General features: G+C 70.7%; 22 protein-coding genes. 13 read left to right on the forward strand and 9 right to left on the reverse strand.

Features of this window, described 5'->3' with window-relative positions:
* Positions 1-19 precede the first annotated feature (19 nt).
* Positions 20-931 (reverse strand): sensor domain-containing protein, encoded by a 912-nt coding sequence (locus tag N787_RS13635; protein WP_034215311.1) that lies wholly within the window; start codon positions 929-931, stop codon positions 20-22.
* Positions 928-1,293, reverse strand: a complete 366-nt coding sequence (locus N787_RS13640) for a PadR family transcriptional regulator (protein ID WP_034215314.1) — start codon at positions 1,291-1,293, stop codon at positions 928-930. Before N787_RS13640 ends, N787_RS13635 begins: the two co-directional genes overlap by 4 nt.
* Positions 1,294-1,434: 141 nt before the next feature.
* Between N787_RS13640 and ygiD the strand changes: the two genes are divergently transcribed.
* From ygiD to N787_RS13680, 8 genes are all read left to right on the forward strand, one after another.
* The gene (ygiD, locus tag N787_RS13645; protein ID WP_211252170.1) at positions 1,435-2,223 is read left to right on the forward strand and encodes a 4,5-DOPA-extradiol-dioxygenase; all 789 of its coding nucleotides are present in this window, start codon (positions 1,435-1,437) and stop codon (positions 2,221-2,223) included.
* Between the two features lie 6 nt (positions 2,224-2,229).
* On the forward strand, positions 2,230-3,096 hold the full coding sequence (locus N787_RS13650; protein ID WP_034215319.1) for a bile acid:sodium symporter family protein: 867 nt from the start codon (positions 2,230-2,232) through the stop codon (positions 3,094-3,096).
* Positions 3,093-3,686 carry a class I SAM-dependent methyltransferase gene (locus N787_RS13655; protein ID WP_034215323.1) on the forward strand — a complete coding sequence of 198 codons (594 nt, stop codon included), beginning with the start codon at positions 3,093-3,095 and terminating at the stop codon, positions 3,684-3,686. Before N787_RS13650 ends, N787_RS13655 begins: the two co-directional genes overlap by 4 nt.
* 45 nt (positions 3,687-3,731) lie before the next feature.
* A complete protein-coding gene (locus tag N787_RS13660; protein ID WP_034215326.1) occupies positions 3,732-4,721 on the forward strand; it encodes a serine/threonine protein kinase in 990 nt (329 codons plus the stop codon).
* 246 nt (positions 4,722-4,967) lie between these two features.
* Positions 4,968-5,885 (forward strand): peptidylprolyl isomerase, encoded by a 918-nt coding sequence (locus N787_RS13665; RefSeq protein WP_034215329.1) that lies wholly within the window; start codon positions 4,968-4,970, stop codon positions 5,883-5,885.
* A 97-nt stretch (positions 5,886-5,982) separates the two neighbouring features.
* Positions 5,983-6,276, forward strand: coding sequence for a YkgJ family cysteine cluster protein (locus tag N787_RS13670; protein WP_034215332.1), 294 nt, complete (start codon positions 5,983-5,985; stop codon positions 6,274-6,276).
* Between the two features lies 1 nt (position 6,277).
* On the forward strand, positions 6,278-6,529 hold the full coding sequence (locus tag N787_RS13675) for a GIY-YIG nuclease family protein (RefSeq protein WP_034215334.1): 252 nt from the start codon (positions 6,278-6,280) through the stop codon (positions 6,527-6,529).
* Positions 6,526-7,452: a DMT family transporter gene (locus N787_RS13680; RefSeq protein ID WP_034215337.1), complete on the forward strand. Its 927-nt coding sequence runs from the start codon at positions 6,526-6,528 to the stop codon at positions 7,450-7,452. The genes N787_RS13675 and N787_RS13680 overlap by 4 nt, the downstream gene beginning before the upstream one ends.
* Here the strand turns inward: N787_RS13680 and N787_RS13685 are convergent.
* The gene (locus N787_RS13685) at positions 7,449-7,994 is read right to left on the reverse strand and encodes a YaeQ family protein (RefSeq protein ID WP_034215339.1); all 546 of its coding nucleotides are present in this window, start codon (positions 7,992-7,994) and stop codon (positions 7,449-7,451) included. The genes N787_RS13680 and N787_RS13685 overlap by 4 nt on opposite strands.
* 235 nt (positions 7,995-8,229) lie before the next feature.
* On the opposite strand from N787_RS13685, the gene N787_RS13690 reads away from it, so the two are divergent.
* Entirely contained in the window at positions 8,230-8,739 is a 510-nt protein-coding gene (locus tag N787_RS13690; RefSeq protein WP_052575498.1) for a response regulator, read from the forward strand.
* On the opposite strand, the gene N787_RS13695 is transcribed toward N787_RS13690, so the two are convergent.
* Both N787_RS13695 and N787_RS13700 read right to left on the reverse strand, forming a co-directional pair.
* Entirely contained in the window at positions 8,736-10,004 is a 1,269-nt protein-coding gene (locus N787_RS13695; protein WP_052575490.1) for a putative bifunctional diguanylate cyclase/phosphodiesterase, read from the reverse strand. The genes N787_RS13690 and N787_RS13695 overlap by 4 nt on opposite strands.
* Positions 10,001-11,221 (reverse strand): cyclic di-GMP phosphodiesterase, encoded by a 1,221-nt coding sequence (locus N787_RS13700; protein ID WP_034215342.1) that lies wholly within the window; start codon positions 11,219-11,221, stop codon positions 10,001-10,003. Before N787_RS13700 ends, N787_RS13695 begins: the two co-directional genes overlap by 4 nt.
* Positions 11,222-11,292: 71 nt before the next feature.
* Here N787_RS13700 and N787_RS13705 point away from each other — a divergent pair, with 71 nt between their 5' ends.
* From N787_RS13705 to N787_RS13715, 3 genes are all read left to right on the forward strand, one after another.
* The gene (locus N787_RS13705; protein WP_034215345.1) at positions 11,293-12,816 is read left to right on the forward strand and encodes an esterase/lipase family protein; all 1,524 of its coding nucleotides are present in this window, start codon (positions 11,293-11,295) and stop codon (positions 12,814-12,816) included.
* An 80-nt stretch (positions 12,817-12,896) separates the two neighbouring features.
* Positions 12,897-13,811: an aldo/keto reductase gene (locus N787_RS13710; RefSeq protein WP_034215348.1), complete on the forward strand. Its 915-nt coding sequence runs from the start codon at positions 12,897-12,899 to the stop codon at positions 13,809-13,811.
* Positions 13,811-15,097: an NTP/NDP exchange transporter gene (locus N787_RS13715; RefSeq protein ID WP_034215351.1), complete on the forward strand. Its 1,287-nt coding sequence runs from the start codon at positions 13,811-13,813 to the stop codon at positions 15,095-15,097. The genes N787_RS13710 and N787_RS13715 overlap by 1 nt, the downstream gene beginning before the upstream one ends.
* Here N787_RS13715 and N787_RS13720 read toward each other — a convergent pair whose 3' ends face one another.
* A complete protein-coding gene (locus N787_RS13720; protein WP_034215354.1) occupies positions 15,098-16,123 on the reverse strand; it encodes a fatty acid desaturase in 1,026 nt (341 codons plus the stop codon).
* A 473-nt stretch (positions 16,124-16,596) separates the two neighbouring features.
* Here N787_RS13720 and N787_RS13725 point away from each other — a divergent pair, with 473 nt between their 5' ends.
* Positions 16,597-16,815 carry an RNA-binding S4 domain-containing protein gene (locus N787_RS13725; RefSeq protein ID WP_034215356.1) on the forward strand — a complete coding sequence of 73 codons (219 nt, stop codon included), beginning with the start codon at positions 16,597-16,599 and terminating at the stop codon, positions 16,813-16,815.
* A gap of 18 nt (positions 16,816-16,833) precedes the next feature.
* Here the strand turns inward: N787_RS13725 and N787_RS13730 are convergent, their stop codons facing one another.
* The 3 genes from N787_RS13730 to N787_RS13740 all read right to left on the reverse strand — a co-directional run bounded on the left by N787_RS13730 (position 16,834) and on the right by N787_RS13740 (position 19,343).
* Complete coding sequence (locus N787_RS13730) at positions 16,834-17,211, reverse strand: VOC family protein (protein WP_034215359.1); 378 nt, start codon at positions 17,209-17,211, stop codon at positions 16,834-16,836.
* A 16-nt stretch (positions 17,212-17,227) separates the two neighbouring features.
* A complete protein-coding gene (hutU, locus tag N787_RS13735) occupies positions 17,228-18,898 on the reverse strand; it encodes a urocanate hydratase (protein WP_034215362.1) in 1,671 nt (556 codons plus the stop codon).
* A gap of 64 nt (positions 18,899-18,962) precedes the next feature.
* Positions 18,963-19,343 (reverse strand): hypothetical protein, encoded by a 381-nt coding sequence (locus N787_RS13740; RefSeq protein WP_034215365.1) that lies wholly within the window; start codon positions 19,341-19,343, stop codon positions 18,963-18,965.
* Positions 19,344-19,411: the final 68 nt, after the last annotated feature.

Raw genomic sequence — 19,411 nt, forward strand, 5'->3', positions numbered from 1 at the left:
GCGATCCACCCCGCCGGAATCAGTGCTGCGCGGTCTTCACCAGCAGGTGCTTCGCGAGCGCACCGTGCACCTTGCCGACGCCGCGGGCCAGGTGCAGCACCACGAACAGGCCCAGCACGCCCACCACGACCAGCACCGGCCCCGCCACCAGCGGGCTGGCGAATGGCCACACGTGCAGCGTGCCGTCGAAATCCAGCAGGCCCAGGCCCTCCAGCAGCGCGGCGAAGCCGCCGACCACCAGGCCCAGCGACACCGACAGCCCGGCGATCGCCGCGGTGAAGTACAGCGTGCCCAGCGGCAGCATCAGCACCTGGTAAAGCATGGCCGACCAGGTGCGCGGATCGGTGAACATCGCCGCGATCCGCTCCAGCCACGGCAGCCCGCGGCCCACGTAAAGCGGCCGGCGCGGCATGCGCTCGCCCAGCATCGCTTCCACCAGCCGCCCTTCCACCAGCGCCAGCAGCCGCACGATGCCGACGAAGAGGATCACGACGGGGATGCCGATGACCAGCATCGCCATGCCCGCCGACAGGCTCAGGCCGGTCACCACCGTCGTGAAGTAGACGATGCCCGTGGCCAGCGACAGCAGCATGTAGAACAGCGCCGTCCAGGCGCGCGAATCCGCCGCCACGCCAAAGAATCGACCGGCGAGGCTGGCGCGCGGCGCCGGCGGCGGCGTGCGCAGCGCCTGCGCCACCTGGACTTCGGTGTCGCGGTAGATCGCGGCGACTTCGGCCGGGTCGCCGTAGCTGCCGGCGATGCTGGCCAGCAGCGTGGCCTCGTCGGTGCCGGGGTTTTCGGCCAGCTCGGAGCGCAGGTATTCCTCGGCGTCGTACAGCGCGTCCTGCACCAGCGAGGGATCGGCGCCGCGCAGCTCGCGGCGCAGCGCGTCGAGGTATTCGGGGATGGTGCCCGGGGTGGCGGTATTCATCGCAGTTGTCCTTCCAGCACGGCGTCGACGGATTGGCGGGTGGTGTCCCAGCTCGTTCGCCACTCGGCCAGCACGCGCCGGCCCAGTGGGGTGATGCGGTAGTAGCGGCGCGGCGGACCGCTGACCGAGGGCTCGACGTGGCTGTCGGCCAGGCCGGCGGCGCTGAGGTTGCGCAGCACGGGGTACAGGGCGCTCTGCTTGCCGCCCAGCAGCGGGTCGCCGGTCTGCTCGAGGCGCTTGGCGATCTGGTAGCCGTACAGCGGCTCGCCGGACTGGGCCAGGACGGCCAGCAGCACCAGGGAAACGGTCCCGGTACTGAGCTCCTTCTGGAACTTCTTCAGGTGCGGCTCGGTGTCGCTCATCGCACTCTCCGGGCGCTGGGTATAGCGCCATTGACGGTATCGTTGAGTCAATACTAGGCAAACTGCCCGGGGGCTTCGCAGTGCCGGAAGTCAGGGTGGTAATGTCTTGTCCAAAGCCACCCCCGACCGGAGAAGTCCTCGATGAGCGCTGCGTCCATGAACGGCCCGATGCCCGCGGTTTTCCTGGGGCACGGTTCGCCAATGAACGCCATCGAGGACAACGCCTGGCGGCGAAGTTGGCAGGCCCTGGGCCAGCGCCTGCCGCGGCCGAAGGCCATCCTCTGCATCTCGGCGCACTGGGAAACTCAGGGCGTGTACGTCAGCTCGACCGAGAAGCCCGAGACCATCCACGACTTCCACGGGTTCCCGCGGGCGCTGTTCGACGTGCGCTACCCGGCCCCGGGCAGCCCGGCGCTGGCGCATCGCGTCGCCGAACTGATCCCCCAGCCGCGCGTGCATCTCGACAGCCACCGCGGCCTCGACCACGGCGCCTGGGGCGTGCTTCGCCCGATGTACCCGGAAGCCGACATCCCGGTGGTCCAGCTGAGCCTGTCGAGCCTGCAGCCGGGCGCGTGGCACTACGACCTGGCGCGCCAGCTGGCGCCGCTGCGCGACGAGGGCGTGCTGGTGGTGGGCAGCGGCAACATCGTGCACAACCTGCGCCACTGGAAGCAGAACCAGGCCGATCCCTACGACTGGGCCCAGCGCTTCGACGAAGACATCGCCGACCGCATCGCCGAGGGCCACCACGAGGGCATGCTCGGCTACGAAACCCTGGGCCCGGATGCGCTTCTCGCCATCCCGACGCCCGAGCACTACCTGCCCCTGCTCTACATCCTGGCCCTGCAGCGCCAGGACGACGCGGTCGAGTTCTTCAACGACAGCGTGGCCAGCTCGATCTCGATGCGCTCCGTGCTGATCGGCGCCTGAGCACGCATGGCCGACAATCAACTCCTGGTCGTCTTCCTGCCCATCGCCCTGGCCGTGGTGATGGCGGGGCTGGGCCTGCACCTCACGCTGGCCGACTTCCGGCGCGTGCTGCAGGTGCCGCGCGCCGTGGCCGTGGCGCTGGTGGTACAGACCCTGCTGCTGCCGCCGGTGGCGATCGGGCTGTGCCTGGCCTTCGCGCTCCCGGGTGAGCTGGCCCTGGGCCTGGTGCTGCTGGCCGCGTCGCCGGGTGGCGTCACCGCCAACCTGTTCAGCCACATCACGCGCGGCGACGTCGCGCTCAACATCACGCTCACCGCCATCAACAGCCTGCTCGCGCTGCTGACGCTGCCGCTGTGGACCGCGCTGGCGCTGTCGTGGTTCCTCGGCGCCGAGGCGCACGTGCCGCCGCCGGTGGGCAAGGTGCTGGAAGTGGCCGTGCTGGTGATCGCCCCGGTCACGCTGGGCATGGCGCTGCGCGCCTGGTACCCGAAGCTGGCCGATGCCGCCGAGAAGCCCGTGCGCTCGCTGTCCTCGCTGCTGCTGGGCGTGCTGATCGCGCTGGCCTTCTATTCCGAATGGGACACCGTTCGGGCCTTCGCGCCGGTGGTCGGGCTGGCCTGCATCAGCTTCAACCTGGCCAGCCTGCTGTCGGGCTACTTCGCGGCCAAGGGCGCACGCCTGGCCGAACCGCAGGCGATCGCGATCGGCTTCGAGATCGGCATCCACAACGGGACGCTGGCCATCTTCATCGCCATCGAAGTGCTGGGCCGCACCCAGGCCACCATCGCCCCGGCGATCTACTCGCTGAGCATGTACCTCACCGGCGCGCTGTTCGCCGCCTGGCTGCTGCACCGCCGGAAGCGCGTGAAGTGAGCAAGGCCTACGACAAGCGCTACTTCGACACCTGGTACCGGCAGCGCGACCTCGGCGGCAAGGCAGCGCTGGCGCGCAAGGTGGCGCTGGCCGTCGCGCTGGCGGAATACCACCTGGGCCGCCCGGTCCGATCGGTGCTGGACGTGGGCTGCGGCGAAGGCGCCTGGCGCGCGCCGCTGCTGGCGCTGCGGCCGAAGCTGCACTACATGGGGCTGGATTCGAGCGAATATGCGATCGCCCGCCACGGCGCCCGCCGCAACCTGCACTGGCTGCCCTTCGGCGACCTGGCCGCGCTGCCGCCCATCAAGCCCGTGGACCTGCTGGTGTGTTCGGACGTGATGCACTACCTGTCGGACGAAGAGCTCAAGCGCGGCCTGGCCGAGTTCGCGCGCCTCTGCGACGGCGTCGCCTTCCTCGAGGTGTTCGCCGAGGGCGACGAGATCATCGGCGACCTGCAAGAGATGCGGCGCCGACCCGCGGCCTGGTACCGCCGCGCCTTCGCCCGCGCGGGGTTCACCGCGGTCGGCTCGCACACCTACCTCAGCGCCCCGGTCGCCGCGGCGGCCACCGCGCTCGAACTGCCGCGCTGACTCGATAGCTGCACGCGCGACTGCTTCCGCAGGTAACCTGCGTCCATGACCGACGCGCCCAGCGACACGCCCTACGCCGACCTCGGCCCCGACCGCATCCTCGATGCCGTGGAATCGCTCGGGCTGGCCAGCGACGGGCGCGTGCTGTCGCTCAACAGCTACGAGAACCGCGTCTACCGCATCGGCATCGAGGGCGGCCCGCCGCTGGTGGCCAAGTTCTACCGGCCCGGCCGCTGGACCGACGCGGCGATCGCGGAGGAGCACGCCTTCTCGGCCGAGCTGCTGGCCGCCGACCTCTCGGTGGTGGCGCCGATCGTGCACCAGGGGCGCACGCTGCACCCGTTCGAGGGCCATCGCTTCGCGCTGTTCCCGCTGCGCGGCGGCCACGCGCCGGAGCTGGGCGACCGCGCGGTGCTGACCCACCTCGGGCGCGTGCTGGGCCGGATGCACGCGGTCGGCGACGGTGCCCGCTTCGAACATCGCGGGCGCATCGGCATCGAAAGCCACGCGGAGGCGCCGGTGGATTTCCTGCTGGAAGGCCACTGGATCCCGCCCGAGCTCGAGGACAATTTCGCCACCCTGGCCGATGCGCTGGTGGATGCGATGGACGACGCCTGGGCGCGCGCCGGTGACGTGCACGAACTGCGCCTGCACGGCGACTGCCACCCCGGCAACATCCTGTGGCGCGAGCACCAGGCCCACTTCGTGGACCTCGACGACTGCCTGTCGGGCCCCGCGGTGCAGGACCTGTGGATGCTGGCCGGCCGCCGCGAGGACAGCGCCGCGCCGCTGCGCTGGCTGCTGGAAGGTTACGAGCAGTTCCGCCGCTTCGACCGCCGCGAGCTGCACCTGGTGGAAGTGATGCGCACCCTGCGCCTGCTGCACTACAACGCCTGGATCGCCCGCCGCTGGCACGACCCCGCCTTCCCCGCCGCCTTCCCCTGGTTCGAAGCCCCTCGCCACTGGGAATCCGTCATCACCCAAATGCAGGAACAACTCGCCGCCCTCCACGAACCCCCGCCCGATCCGACCTGAGGTTACCGAGGCGATTCGGCGCGGGGTGGGAGAGCACAATTTGAACGCGGATCAAGGCAGATGAACGCGGATAAATGCGGATAGGGCAAAAGCGATGGGAGTGGTTTTTCGCTTCCTGACCGTTTTCGTCCTTGCTCTATCCGTGTTTATCCGCGTTCATCCGCTTTGATCCGCGTTGAAGGCTCTGATCCCCACCCATGCGGATACGTTACGCTGCGCCAAGAACCCCGACGAGGAAGACGAGCCATGACGCTGCGCCCTGCCCTGCTTGCCCTTGCCCTGGTGCTGCCGCTGGGCAGCGCCAGCGCCACCAGCCCGCCGCAGAAGGCGCTGACCATGCAGGAAGTGCTCGACGCCTCGACGCCGGACGACTGGCGCGCGCTCGATCCCGAGAACACCCTCTACCTCGAACTGGCCGGCGGCCGGGTCGTGATCGAACTCGCGCCCGAGTTCGCGCCGCAGCACGTCGCCAACATCCGTACCCTGGTGCGTGCCGGCTACTTCGACGGGCTCACCATCAACCGCTCGCAGGACAACTTCGTCGTGCAGTGGGGCGATGCCGAGGGCGAGGACCCGGCCAAGGCACGCCCAATGGGCGAGGCCAAGGCGAAACTGCCCGCCGAGTTCACCCGCACCAGCGAAGGCCTCGAATTCGCCCGCCTGCCCGACGCCGACGGCTGGGCCCCGGAGGTCGGCTTCGTGCAGGGCTTCCCGGCGGCGCGCGACCCGAAGGCCGGCATCGCCTGGCTGGCGCACTGCTACGCCACCGTCGGCGCCGGCCGCGCCACGGCCGCGGACAGCAGCACCGGTAACCAGCTTTACGTGGTCACCGGCCAGTCGCCGCGCCAGCTCGACCGCAACATCACCACCGTCGGCCGCGTCGTGCAGGGGATGGAGCTGCTTAGCGTGCTGCCGCGCGGCACCGGCCCGCTGGGCTTCTACGAGAAGCCGGAGCAGCGGGTGCCGATGCTGTCGATCAAGCTCGCCGCCGACGTGCCCGAAGCCGAGCGCACCCGGCTCGAAGTCTTCCGCACCGACCGCCCGGCCTTCGCCAGGCTGGTGGAATCGCGCCGCAACCGCCGCGACGACTGGTACGTGCACCCGGCCGGCCACATCGACCTGTGCAACGTGCCGGTGCCGGTGCGCGCCGCCGTCACCCCGTAAGGTACCGCCCGCCGCGCCCGGGCGGGACCGCCGGCATCGCCCTGGCCTCGCGGGGCCAAAGGGTCCCGCGGCCGCGCCGGCGTGGGACAATGCGCGCGTGGACACCGACCCCGCCATCCAGTGCAGCGACTGCCAGGCCTGCTGCTGCCAGCTGCCCGTGCGCGTGCTGCCGGGCGACGCGCCGCCCGAGCACTTCCTCGACGAGGACGAGGACGGCTACCTGATCATGGCCAAGGCCGACGACGGCTGGTGCGTCGCGCTCGACCGCGAGCAAATGTGCTGCGGCATCTACGAGCAGCGCCCCTTCGTCTGCCGAGAGTTCGCGATGGGCGGCGGAGACTGCGCCGAAGTGCGCGACGACTGGCGCCGCATCGCGCTGAGCCTGCGCTGACGTGGCCTGGTTCGTGTACCTGGTCGAATGCCAGGACGGCAGCATCTACACCGGCATCGCCGTGGACGTGGACAAACGCTACGCCGAACACGCCGCCGGCAAGGGCGCGCGCTACACCCGCTCGCATCCGCCGCGCCGGCTGCTGGCGCGGTTCGAACACCCCGACCGCTCCAGCGCGCTGAAGGCCGAGTACGCCATCAAGCAGCTGCCGGCCGAGGCCAAGCGCGCGCTCGTCGCCGGGGCCGGCGCATGACGCCGGTGGCCAAGGCCCAGTGGCAGATGCATTTCTGCGTGCTGCTGTGGGGCTTCACCGCGATCCTGGGCAAGGCGATCACGCTCGACGCGATGGCGCTGGTGGTCTGGCGCATGGGCCTGGTCACCGCGGCGCTGCTGCTGGTGCCGCGGGTGTGGCGCGGGCTTCGGGCGATGCCGGCGCGGCAGCTGGCGATCTACGCCGGCATCGGCTTCCTGGTGGCGCTGCACTGGCTCACCTTCTACGGCGCGATCAAGCTGGCGAACGCCTCGGTGGCGGTGACCTGCATCGCGCTGGCCACGGTGTTCGTGCCGCTGGTCGAACCCTGGATCACCGGCCAGCGCTTCCAGCCGCGCGAACTGCTGATCGGCGTGGCCGTGGTGCCGGGCGTCGCGCTGGTGGTCGGCGGCGTGCCTCCCGAGATGTACCTGGGCATCGTCGTGGGCACGGTGTCGGCGCTGCTGGTGGCCTTCTTCGGCGCGCTCAACAAGCGCCACGTCGAGCGCGGCGACCCGCTCACGGTCACCTTCGTCGAACTGGGCGCCGGCGGGCTGTTCCTGGCGCTGTGCACGCCGCTGCTGCCGTGGTTCGGCTCGCCGCTGGTGCTGCCGGGGCTGCAGGACGGCATCCTCCTGCTGGTGCTGGCGATGGCCTGCACCCTGCTGCCGTTCGCGCTGTCGCTGGTGGCGCTGCGGCATCTGAGCGCGTTCGCGGCGCAGCTGGCGGTGAACCTGGAGCCGGTGTACGCGATCCTGCTCGCCATCGTGCTGCTGGGCGAGCAGCGCGAGCTCGGCGGCATGTTCTACGCCGGCGTGGCCATCATCCTGGTGGGCGTGTTCGCGCACCCGCTGCTGGTGCGGCGGCCGCCGCACCGGGCCGACCCGATGCCGCTGGGCACCGCGGAATCCAAGACGGTCGACTAGCCCGGGCCGCGGCGCAGGCGCGGGGTGATCTCCAGCGTCACGTCGCCGTCCACCAGCTGCAGCACGCCGTCCTGCACCATCGCCTGCAGGTCCATGCCGCGACGCAGCCGCGCGGCCAGCGCCTTCGCATCCTCGGGCGACACGTCGACCACGGTGAGGTTGCGGCAGCGGGCCAGCGCGGCTTCGTTCTTTTCCCACCACAGGTCGGAGGCACGGCCACCGTAGGTCAGCACCACCACCTCGGCCGCGCGGCCGCCGGCCTTGCGCACGCGCGATTCGTCGGGATGCCCCAGCTCGATCCACTGCTCCACCAGGCCGGTGAGGTCCTTGCGCCACAGGTCGGGCTCGTCCTCGGTGCTCAGGCCGCGGCCGAACTCCAGCCGCTCGTGCGCGAACAGGGCGAAGGCGAGCAGGCGCAGCATCAGCCGCTCCTCGGTTTCGGACGGATGCTGGGCCAGCACCAGGTCGTGGCCGGCGTAGTAGTGCCGGTCCATGTCGCTGACCTGCAGCTGGGCCTTGTAGACGGTGGACTTCGGGGCCACGGGCGCTCCTCGGGGGCGACGTTCGGGCCGGCAGGGTGCGCGCTGCGGGCCGCCATGTCCAGCCCGCGCCGGCCGCGATTGCCAGCGGGGCGCGCGACAGGGACACTATCGCCCATTCCGCGTTGGGGAGCGCACGGTGTCCTTCTACGACAAGATCAAGCTGATGTTCGGCTGGGACACCCGGCCGGTGAGTCCGAAGGCCTCCAGCGAGCCGCTGCTGGCCGACGACACGCCGATGCCGCCCGCCGCGCCGGCGGCGCCCGCCGAAACCGGCCCCAAGGGCACCGAACGCCGCGGCAAGCCGCGCATGAACGCGCGCGCGGGCACCCGCATGCTGGTGGTCGACGATTCCCCGACCATCGTCGCCCTGCTGGGCCGCATGCTGCGCCAGAACGACTACACCGTGCTCGAGGCCGCCGACGCCGAGTCCGGCCTAGAGATCGCACGCACCCAGGCGCCCGAGCTGATCTTCCTCGACATCGTGCTGCCGGGCATGGATGGCTTCGCCGCCCTGCGCCAGCTGCGCCGCGACCCGGCCACGCGCGACATCCCGGTGATCATGATCAGCGGCAACGAACAGGCCACCGAGCAGTTCTACGTGCACCGCATCGGCGCCGACGACTTCATGAAGAAGCCCTTCGCGCGGGCCGAGGTGTTCGCGCGCATCGAGCGCCTGCTCGACGCCCACTCCGTGCCGCGCCGCCTGCCCGCGCAGCCGCAGGCCGCGGCGGAAACCGAAGGCTAGCCCGAAGGCCCGCGCGTGGCGATCATCGCCGCGACGAACTGCGCCGCCGGCTTGGCGTGGCCCAGCACGTAGCCCTGGGCATAGTCGCAGTCGAGTTCGGCCAGCTTGCCCAGCGTGGCCTTGTCCTCCACGCCCTCGGCGACGACCTGCATGCCGAGGTGGTGGGCGAAGTCGATCATGGCCTTGGCCAGCTTGGCCGAGCGCGCGTTCTGCACCATGCCGGTGACGAAGGATCGGTCGATCTTGAGCTCGGTGGCCGGGAACTCGCGCAGGTAGGCGAAGGACGAGTTGCCCACGCCGAAGTCGTCGATCGACACCCGCACGCCCTCCTTCGCCAGCCGGTCGAGGATGTGCGCGCCCTTGTCGAGGTCGGCGATGATCGCGGTCTCGGTCACTTCGATCACCAGGTCGCGCGGCGGCACGCCCCAGAGCTTGAGTGCATCGAGCAGGTGCTCGACCAGCCCGCGCTCGGCGAAGGCCACCACCGAAAGATTGATCGACACCGGCAGGCGCAGGCCCGCCTTCCGCGCCTCGACCGCGTGCTGCAGGCTGGCGTTGACGCTCCAGCGGGTGAGCTCGGCGATCATGCCGCTGGTCTCGGCCATGGCCACGAACTGCGCCGGGCTGATCGGCCCCAGCTTCGGGTGCGTCCACCGCGCCAGCGCCTCGGCGCCGGTGATGCGGGCGGCGCGCAGGTCCCAGATCGGCTGGAAGTGGATCTCGAGCTGGCCCGCGTGGATGGCGTCGCGCAGGTCGGACGGAGAAATCAGCGGCGTCGCGTCGCGCGGCGGCGCCAGCGACATGCGGTCGGCGGAGGACTCGGCCAGCGCCAGCGCCGCTTCGGCGCTGCGGCAGAGCGACTCGGCGTCGTCGCCATGGTCGGGCGTCACCGCCACGCCCACCGCCACCGGCGTCATCACCGGGCGGCCGTCGAGCTCGAGCGCCTGCTCGAACTGGCGCAGCAGCCGGGCCGCCGCCAGCAGCGCATGGTTGCCGTCGCTCACCGTCGGCAGGAACACCGCGAAATCGCTGGCGCCGAGCGCGATCACTTCGTCGCCCGGGCGCAGCGCAGCCTGGGCCTGGGCCTGCATCCGGGCCGCGAGTTCGTCGGCCACCGCCGGGCCGTGCTGGATGTTGAAGGCGCGCGAGCCGAGCAGGCTCATCCGCAGCAGCGCCATCGGCTCGCCCTTGCGCAGGCTGCCGCGCACGTGCGGCTGCAGGTGGGCCAGCAGCTCGGCGCCGCGCAGGGCCAGGGGCGCGTTCATGCCAGGAAGAGCGCCGCCGGGTCGAGGCCGTGGGCGCCGGGCTCGAGCGAGGTGACGATGCGCACGGCGGTGCTGCCGCCGGCGTCGCGCTCGACCGCCATCAGGTCGATGTCGCGATAGGGTTTGTAGGCGCGCTTGTCGGCGTCGAGCAGCAGCATCACCCGCGGCCGCAGGCGCCGGGCCTGGTTCTGGGCCATCACGATGCCGACCTCGCCCGAGCTGAGCTCGACCAGCGAGCCGGTGGGATACACGCACAGGCACTGCAGGAACTGCTCGACCACTTCGCCCTGGTAGAGCTTGTCGCTGGCCCGGTAGACCGCCTGCAGCGCGACGTGGCGGGACGCGCCCTTGGCGTGCGGCCGGTCGCTGCAAATGGCGTCGTAGGTATCGATGATGCCGCCCATGCGCGCGGCCAGCGGGATCTGGTCGCCCTTGAGGCCGTTCGGGTAGCCGCTGCCGTCGTGCCGCTCGTGGTGGCCGGCCAGGATGTCGCGGGCCCAGGTGCCGTGCAGCCCGGACTCGTCGAACACCTTCAGGCCCTCGGCGACGTGGCTGCGCATCGCCACCACCGCCTCGGGCGACAGCGGACCGGGATGCTTGAACAATTCCTCCGGCAGCGCGGCCTTGCCGATGTCGAGCAGCATGCCGCCGGTGGCCAGATCCACCAGCACCTCGCGCGGCAGCGCCAGGTGCCGGCCGAACGCGGCGGCCAGCGCGCTGCAGTGCACGGCGTGGCTGTAGGCGTAGTCGTCGCGGCGCAGCAGCGCCATCAGCCAGAAGAAGGCGTCGACGTTGCGGATCAGGCTCTCGACCATGGGCTCGACCGCCTCATGGATGTCGCCGGCGACCAGGCGCCGGCTGCCGCGCACGTCGGCCTCGAGCCGTTCGGCGAGCTTGCGGGCGCTGGCGTGGGCCTCGCGCGCGCGCGGGAGCTCGTCGTGCAGGTCGACGGTGTTTCGGTACTCCTGCACGCGCGGCGGGAACACCGACTTGCCGTTGCGCCCGAGCGTCAGCAGCGGCTCGGCCGGCGCGTTCGACTTGATCACGTCGATGAAGACGCTGGTGCAGTAGTTGCCCAGCAGCTCGACGTCCTTCTCGGATTCGATGAAGAAGCCCTGGAACGGAAACGGCGTACCGACCCAGTCGCGGTCGAGGCGACTGACGAACATCCCCTTTTCAAGCAGACCCACCAGCATCCGCCGCTCTTCCAGCGCCATCTGCAACGCCCCTGTGACCTGTGTCGCCGGGCTAAGTTAGCATGCCCCCAGCCCCCCGCTGACCCCCCGCCATGCCCAAGCCCCTGCTGGTCTTCGTCCATGGCTGGAGCGTCACCAGCACCGGCACCTATGGCGGCCTGCCGGCCCGCTTGAAGGCCGAGGCGGCGCGTGAAGGCGGTCCCGGCATCGACGTGGCCCACGTCCACCTGGGCCAGTACGTCAGCTTCCGTGACGAGGTGAGGATCGACGACATCGCGCGCGCCTTCGAAGCCGCGCTCGGGCCGGTCCTGGCCGAGGCCGGGCGCGGCCGGCGCTTCGCCTGCATCACCCACAGCACCGGCGGGCCGGTGGTGCGGGAATGGCTGGACCGGCACTACGTCCGCACCGGCCGCCTCGACGACTGCCCCATGAGCCACCTGGTGATGCTGGCCCCGGCCAACTTCGGCTCCGCCCTGGCGCAGCTGGGCAAGAGCCGGCTCGGGGCGATGAAGGCCTGGTTCGGCGGCATCGAGCCGGGCCAGGGCGTGCTCGACTGGCTGGAGTTGGCCAGCCCGGAATCGATCGCGCTCAACCTGCGCTGGATCCACGACTACCCCGCGCTCGACCTGCCGTCGCGGCCGCGGCCGGTGTTCCCCTTCGTGCTCAGCGGCGACGCCATCGACCGCAAGCTCTACGACCACGTCAACGCCTACACCGGCGAGACCGGCGGCGACGGCGTGGTGCGCCTGGCCGCGGCCAACCTCAACGCCAGCCACCTGGTGCTGGCCCAGCCGGCGCTGGCGCCGGGCGAAGCGCTGCCGGCCGCGCGCAAGCGGCTGCGCACGCTGGATAAGGTGTCCGCCCATCGCGCGCCGGCCACCGCCTTCAAGATCGTGCCGGGCGTCTCGCATAGCGGCGAGCGCATGGGAATCATGGGCAGCGTGGGCAACGACGCCCGCCCCCACCCCACGGTGGACGCGATCCTGCGCTGCCTGGGCGTGCGCGACGCCCGCGGCTACGCTGCGCTGTGCTGCGAGTTCGAGCGCGAGAACGCGGAGCACCAGGCGCCGGCGCGCCGCGTCGAAGTGGAGAAGGTGCCGGTGCTGCCGGACCGCCGCTACGTGCACGACCCGCACGCGATGGTGCTGTTCCGCCTGCTCGACGACAGCGGCGCGCGCGTGCCCGAGATGAACCTGCTGCTGACCGCCGGCCCGTCGGCCGACCCGAACCAGCTGCCGCAGGGCTTCCTCACCGACCGCCAGGGCAACCGGCGCGCGCCGGGCAACCTGTGCTTCTTCCTCAACCACGCCGCGCTGGCCGGCTGCCCGGAGATCCGCGACGGCGAGCGCTTGGTGCGCGAGGCCCTGGTGCCGCGCCCGCCCTACGGCCTGCGGCTGCTGCCGCGCCAGGACGAGCAGCTCGTCGAACACTGGCTCGCCGAACTGGGCGCCGACGTCGCCAGCCTGCTCGACCTGGTGCGCCCCAACGAAACCACGATCATCGACCTGCGCCTGACCCGGGTGGTGCGCGAGGGCGTGCTGCGGTTCACCCGCCAGCTCGCGGCGCGCAAGTTCCGGGATGATCCGCCCGGCGGACCCATCGCCGGGCCGCCGTGACCGTTGGCAGGGGACGGTGAACGGGAAGTTCACGCAGGCTTGGGCACCCTCGCGCCACACCCGTCCAACGGAGGCTCGCCATGACCACCCGCCGCTCCTTCCTGGCCGCCGCCGCGGTCGCCGCCACCGCCGCCGCGCTGCGTCCCCTGCCCGCCCTCGCACTGACCGTGCCGCCTCCCACGCTGCTGCGGCGGGCGATTCCCTCGACCGGCGAGCTGATCCCGGTGATCGGCATGGGCACCTCGGGCAGCTTCGAGGTGGATGCCGCCGGCCGCGCCCCGCTGGAGGAAGTGCTGCGGCGCTTCGTCGCCGGCGGCGCCTCGGTCATCGACACCTCGCCCAACTATTCCAACGCCGAGGACGTGCTCGGCGACCTGATGGCCGGGCTCGGCCTGCGCGACCGGATCTGGCTCGCCACCAAGCTCGCCGCCGACGACCGCGCCGCCGGCGAGGCCCAGTTCGCCGACTCGCTGCGGCGCCTGCGCACCGACCGCTTCGAACTGCTGGCCGTGCACAACCTGCGCGACTGGAAGACCCAGCTGGCCTACGCGCGCGAACTCAAGGCGCAGGGCAAGGTGAAGTACGTCGGCCTCACGCACTTCATGGACGCCCAGCATGACGCGCTGGCCGACATCGTCGCGGCCGAGAAGCCCGACTTCGTGCAGATCAATTATTCCGTCAGCGCACCCAACGCGGCCAAGCGCGTGCTGCCGGTGGCCCGCGACAGCGGCACGGCGGTGATGATCAACCGCGCCTTCGACGACGGCCGGCTGTTCGCCCGCGTCGCCGGCAAGGCGCTGCCGGGCTGGGCCGCCGAGGCCGGCGTCACGTCCTGGGCGCAGATGTTCCTGAAGTTCGCCATCAGCCACGAAGCCGTCACCGTGGTCATCCCGGCCACCGGCAAGCCCGACCGCCAGGACGACAACCTCAAGGGCGGCGTTGGCCCGCTGCTGAGCGCGGCGCAGCAGGCCGAACTCGTGGCGATGTTCGCCTGATGGCGACCGGGCCGGGGGTACGCCGGCTGGCCCGGCTGTTCAACCTCGAGGACGGCGAGGCGCCGGCGGTGCTGGCCGGCGTCGCGATGTTCTTCCTGCTGTTCACCGGCTATTTCATGCTGCGGCCGGTGCGCGAGACGATGGGCATCGCGGGCGGCGTCGACAACCTGCAGTGGCTGTTCACGGGCACCTTCGTCGCGACCCTGCTGGCGATCCCGCTGTTCGGCGCGATCGCGACGGTCGCGCCCCGGCGGCGGATCCTGCCGTGGACCTACGGCTTCTTCGCCAGCAACCTGCTCGGCTTCGCCGCGGCCCTCGCGGCGTGGCCGGAGAACCCGTGGCTGGCGCGGGCGTTCTACATCTGGCTGTCGGTGTTCAACCTGCTGGCGATCTCGGTGGCGTGGAGCGTGCTGGCCGACGTGTTCGCGATCAGCCAGGCCAAGCGCCTGTTCGCGCTGATGGCCGCGGGCGCCAGCGCCGGCGGACTGGCCGGGCCGCTGCTGGGCATCGCGCTGGTGGGATGGATCGGACAGGCCGGCCTGATGGTCATGGCCACGGCCTTCCTGCTGGCGTCGGCCGGCTGCGCGCTGGTGCTGCAGCGCTGGCGGGAGCGCCAGCCGCTGCCGCCCGGTGAGCAGGCGGCCCCGCGGGTGCCGCTGGGCGGCAATCCCTTCGCGGGCATTTCCACGGTGCTGCGCTCGCCCTACCTGATGGGCATCGCGCTGTTCGTGGTGCTGCTGGCCAGCGTCACCACCTTCCTGTACTTCGAGCAGGCCCGGCTGGTGGCGCTGCACTTCCCCGACCGGGTCGACCAGACGCGGGTGTTCGGGATCCTGGATGCGATCGTGCAGGGCCTGGCGATCCTGACCCAGGTCTTCATCACCGGCCGCATCGTCCAGCGCCTCGGCCTGGCCGTGCTGCTGGTCACGGTGCCGGTGGTGATGGCCTTCGGCTTCCTGTGGCTGGCGCTGGCGCCGACCTTCGCGGTGTTCGCGATCGTGATGGTGACGCGCCGCGCCGGCGAATACGCCCTCGCCCGCCCGGGCCGCGAGATGCTGTTCACCGTGGTCCCGCCGGAGGCCAAGTACAAAGCCAAGAACGTCATCGACACCGCGGTCTATCGCGGTGCCGACGCGGTGAGCGGCTGGGTGAAGGCGGGCATCGACGCGCTCGCGTCCAACCCGGCGGTAGTGGCCGTGGCCGGTGCCGCCCTGGCCGTGGCCTGGGCGTTCACCGGCTGGTCGCTGGCGAAGGCGCAGCAGCGACGGGCGCTGCCGCGCGACTGATCAGGCGCTGGCGCGCCGACGCTTGGGGAAGCCGACCATCCGGTTCAGCTCTTCGTCCCACAGCTTCAGCTTCGCCGACTTGAAGCTGCTCCACAGCGTGACGCGCGGACCCGCCTGCAGCAGCGGATGCGACAGGAAGGCTTCGCGCAGGCGGTAGTTCGGGATGCGGCTGGCCAGGTGGTGGATGTGGTGGTAGCCGATGTTGCCGGTGAACCAGTGCAGCACCCGCGGCAGGTCGAAGTAGGAGCTGCCGTTGATGGCGGCCTCGTTCGAATCCCACTCGTGGCCGCGCTTCCAGTACGCGTTCTCGAAGGTGTGCTGCACGTAGAACAGCCACACGCCCAGCGCACCGGCGATCAGCACGATCGGCAGGTGCACCATCAGCACCGTCTTCCAGCCGATCGCCCAGCCCATCAGGCCGCCGACCAGCAGCAGCATCAGGTTGTTGACCAGCACGCTGGCCCATTCCTTCTTCCAGGTGAACGGCAGGTCGAACGGGAAGCGGTGCTTGATCACGAACTGGTAGGCCGGGCCGATGCCCAGCAGCACCGGGGTGCTGCGGTAGAACCGGTAGCAGAAGCGCTTGAACGCCGGCAGCGCCTGGTACTCGGCGACGGTGAGCGTGTCGATGTCGCCCATCTCGCGGCGGTCGAGGTTGCCCGAGGTGCCGTGGTGCACGGCGTGGGTCTTCTTCCAGTAGCCGTAGGGGAACAGGGTGATCAGGCCGAGCACGCCGCCGACGATGTTGTTGGCGCGGGTGCTGGCGAAGAAGCTGCCGTGGCCGCAGTCGTGCTGGATGATGAAGGTGCGCACGTACAGGCCCGCCGCCGGCAGCGCCAGCAGCAGGGTGAAGCCGTAGTGCCAGCCGGCGTGGATGCTCCAGGCCATCAGGGCCCAGATCGCCGCGAACAGCGGCAGGGTGTTGATGAGTTGCCAGACGGCCTTGCCGAGCTGGGGTTTCGCGAACTGCGCGCAAAGCTGGCGCAGGTTGACGGTCTGGGGCGAGGCTTCGGCGGGATTACTCATCGGGGCTCCTGGAGGACAACTGTATTGTGTGGGCGGTCCCGGCCAAGGGCAACTTCAAGCGCTTGATGGAAACGCGCAACCGACCCGCGGATGTCAGCAAAACAGGACGTAGTAAGCAGCACTAGGCACAAGTTGTCCTGATTTACTGCTAGTTCGAGCGATTCGCCCGGATAAACGGGGCATGAAGACCGGGTCGTTAGTGGCTTTGAGCAGGCAAGGACAGCCAACACCCCCGGCTATTGCCCCACCCCCTTGCCGGTGACCCCGGGTCGGTGGTCCATTGCCTCCCACGCGGCCGGCACGACTTCTTCCTCGTCGATTCGGGCCGGTGGTTTTACGTTCAACAGCCCCCTGGCGTTGACGACCTTGGGCAGGGCAATCGACTGTTTTCGGGACAGGCGGCCCTGCCATTTTTTTGCCCCGCGTTTGGCGCGGTGGCGCACAATGGCGGCCCACCGGGAGTTTGGGTCGCCATGCCGCGCATTGATTTCGAGTTGGATCGGGAGTTTGTCGAGCTCAACCAGCTGCTGAAGCTGGCGGGCGTCTGCGACAGTGGCGGCATGGGCAAGCAGATCGTCGCCACCGGCGAAGTGACGGTGGACGAGGTCCAGGAACTGCGCAAGACCGCCAAGATCCGCGCCGGCCAGGTCGTGCGCCTGGACGACATCGAGATCCACGTCATCCCCGGCTGAGCCGGGGACGCGGCGGGCTTATCCGCCCGTGAAGCAGAAGAAGTTGAGCTTGTTGCCGTCCAGGTCGCGGAAGTAGGCGCAGTAGAAGCTGTCGCCACGCGGGCCCGGCGCACCCTCGTCGGTGCCGCCCAGCGACAGCGCCAGCGCATGCAGGCGGTCCACTTCGGCCGGGTTGGGGGCGTCCAGCGCCACCATCACGCCGTTGCCCACCGTGGCCGGCTGGCCGTCGAAGGGCTTGGTGACGCTGAGGCCCGCGCCCTTGGGGTCGGTGACCCAGGCCACGAAGACGCCTTCGTGCTCCATGAAGCGCTTGCCGCCCATCGCGCCGAACAGCGCGTCGTAAAACGCGACCGCGCGCGGCAGGTCGTTGGTGCCCATCGTGACGTAGCCAATCATCGGGATGCTCCGGTGCTTACAGCATGGGAAGTTTCAGGCCCTGCTCGCGGGCGCAGGCCTTGGCGATGTCGTAGCCGGCGTCGGCGTGGCGCATCACGCCGGTGCCGGGGTCGTTCCACAGCACGCGGCCCAGGCGCGCGGCGGCGGCGGCGGTGCCGTCGGCCACGATCACCACGCCGCTGTGCTGGCTGTAGCCCATGCCGACGCCGCCGCCATGGTGCAGCGACACCCAGGTGGCGCCGCCGGCGACGTTGAGCATGGCGTTGAGCAGCGGCCAGTCGGACACGGCGTCGCTGCCGTCCATCATGGCCTCGGTCTCGCGGTTGGGGCTGGCGACCGAGCCGGAGTCGAGGTGGTCGCGGCCGATCACGATCGGCGCGCTGACTTCGCCGTTCTTCACCATCTCGTTGAAGGCCAGCGCCAGGCGGTGGCGATCGCCCAGGCCGACCCAGCAGATGCGCGCCGGCAGGCCCTGGAATTCGATGCGCTCGCGCGCCATGTCGAGCCAGCGGTGCAGGTGCGGGTTGTCGGGGATGAGCTCCTTCACCTTGGCGTCGGTCTTGTAGATGTCCTCCGGGTCGCCGCTGAGCGCGACCCAGCGGAACGGCCCGATGCCGCGGCAGAACAGCGGCCGCACGTAGGCCGGCACGAAGCCCGGGAAATCGAACGCATCCTTGCAGCCGACATCGAAGGCCATCTGCCGGATGTTGTTGCCGTAGTCGAAGGTGGGGATGCCCATGTCCTCGAAGTTGAGCATCGCCTCCACGTGGGTGCGCATCGAGTGCTTGGCGGCGTCGATGACGCGCTGCGGGTTGTTCTTCTGCTCGCTGAACCACTCCTCGAGCGTCCAGCCGGCCGGCAGGTAGCCGTGCAGCGGGTCGTGGGCGCTGGTCTGGTCGGTGACGGCATCGGGGCGCACGCCGCGGCGCACCAGCTCGGGCAGGATCTCGGCGGCATTGCCCAGCAGCGCGATCGACTTGGCCTCGCCGGCGGCGCAGTACTTTTCGAGGCGCGCGAGGGCGTCGTCCAGGTCGGTGGCCTGCTCGTCCACGTAGCGGGTGCGCAGGCGCATGTCGATGCGGCTCTGCTGGCATTCGATGTTGAGCGAGCAGGCGCCGGCCAGCGAGGCGGCCAGCGGCTGCGCGCCGCCCATGCCGCCCAGGCCCGCGGTGAGGATCCAGCGGCCAGAGAGGCTGCCGCCGTAGTGCTGGCGGCCCATCTCGACGAAGGTTTCGTAGGTGCCCTGGACGATGCCCTGCGAGCCGATGTAGATCCAGCTGCCGGCCGTCATCTGGCCGTACATCATCAGGCCCTTGGCATCGAGTTCGTTGAAGTGCTCCCAGGTGGCCCAGTGCGGCACCAGGTTGGAGTTGGCGATCAGCACGCGGGGCGCATCGGGGTGCGAGGGGAAGACGCCGACGGGCTTGCCGCTCTGCACCAGCAGGGTCTCGTCGTCGCCGAGCGTACGAAGGGTTTCGAGGAGCTTGTCGTAGCAGGCCCAGTCGCGGGCGGCGCGGCCGATGCCGCCGTACACCACCAGGCCGGCCGGGTTCTCGGCCACGTCGGGGTCGAGGTTGTTCTGCAGCATCCGGTAGGCCGCTTCGGTCAGCCAGCTGCGGCAGCTGAGCTGGTTGCCGCGCGGGGCGCGGACCAGGCGGGAGGGATCGTGGCGCGGGGACGTGGGCATCGGCGGCTCCGGGAAGGCAGGCGCCGATTATAGGTTCCCGTGCGGGCGCGGCGCGCCCAGGGGTTCAGCCGCCGACGCGCGGGCTCAGCAGGCGCAGGGCCTCGGCGGTGGAGGTCGCGCCCGTCTGGCGCAGCTCCTCGCCGGTGTAGGACTCGCCGATGCCCGGGGTGCAGCCGCGGCGGTCGCGGCGCTGGATGCGGGTGCCGGTGTCGCGCAGGCAGTGGCGGTCGTGCGTGGCCTCGGATTCGGCGAGGTCTTCGGATTCGGGGCGGGCTTCGGCGTTGCCTTCGGCCGCGGGTTCGGCCGGTGGGGTGGCGTCGGTGACCGCGACGCGCCCGGCCGCAGGGGTCGGCACCGGAGCTTCGGGCGCGGGCGCGGCGGGCGATTGCGCCAGCACGGCCAGCGGGGAAAGCACGAACAACAGGGTCAGGACGGCACGGTTCACGGCGGGCTCCCGGTGGATCGTTGCCGCCAGACTACGCCCGCCCGCGCCGGAAAGCTGGCTTTCGGCTG

The sequence above is a fragment of the Arenimonas metalli CF5-1 genome (assembly GCF_000747155.1).
In the GTDB taxonomy this organism is placed as follows: Bacteria; Pseudomonadota; Gammaproteobacteria; order Xanthomonadales; family Xanthomonadaceae; genus Arenimonas; species Arenimonas metalli.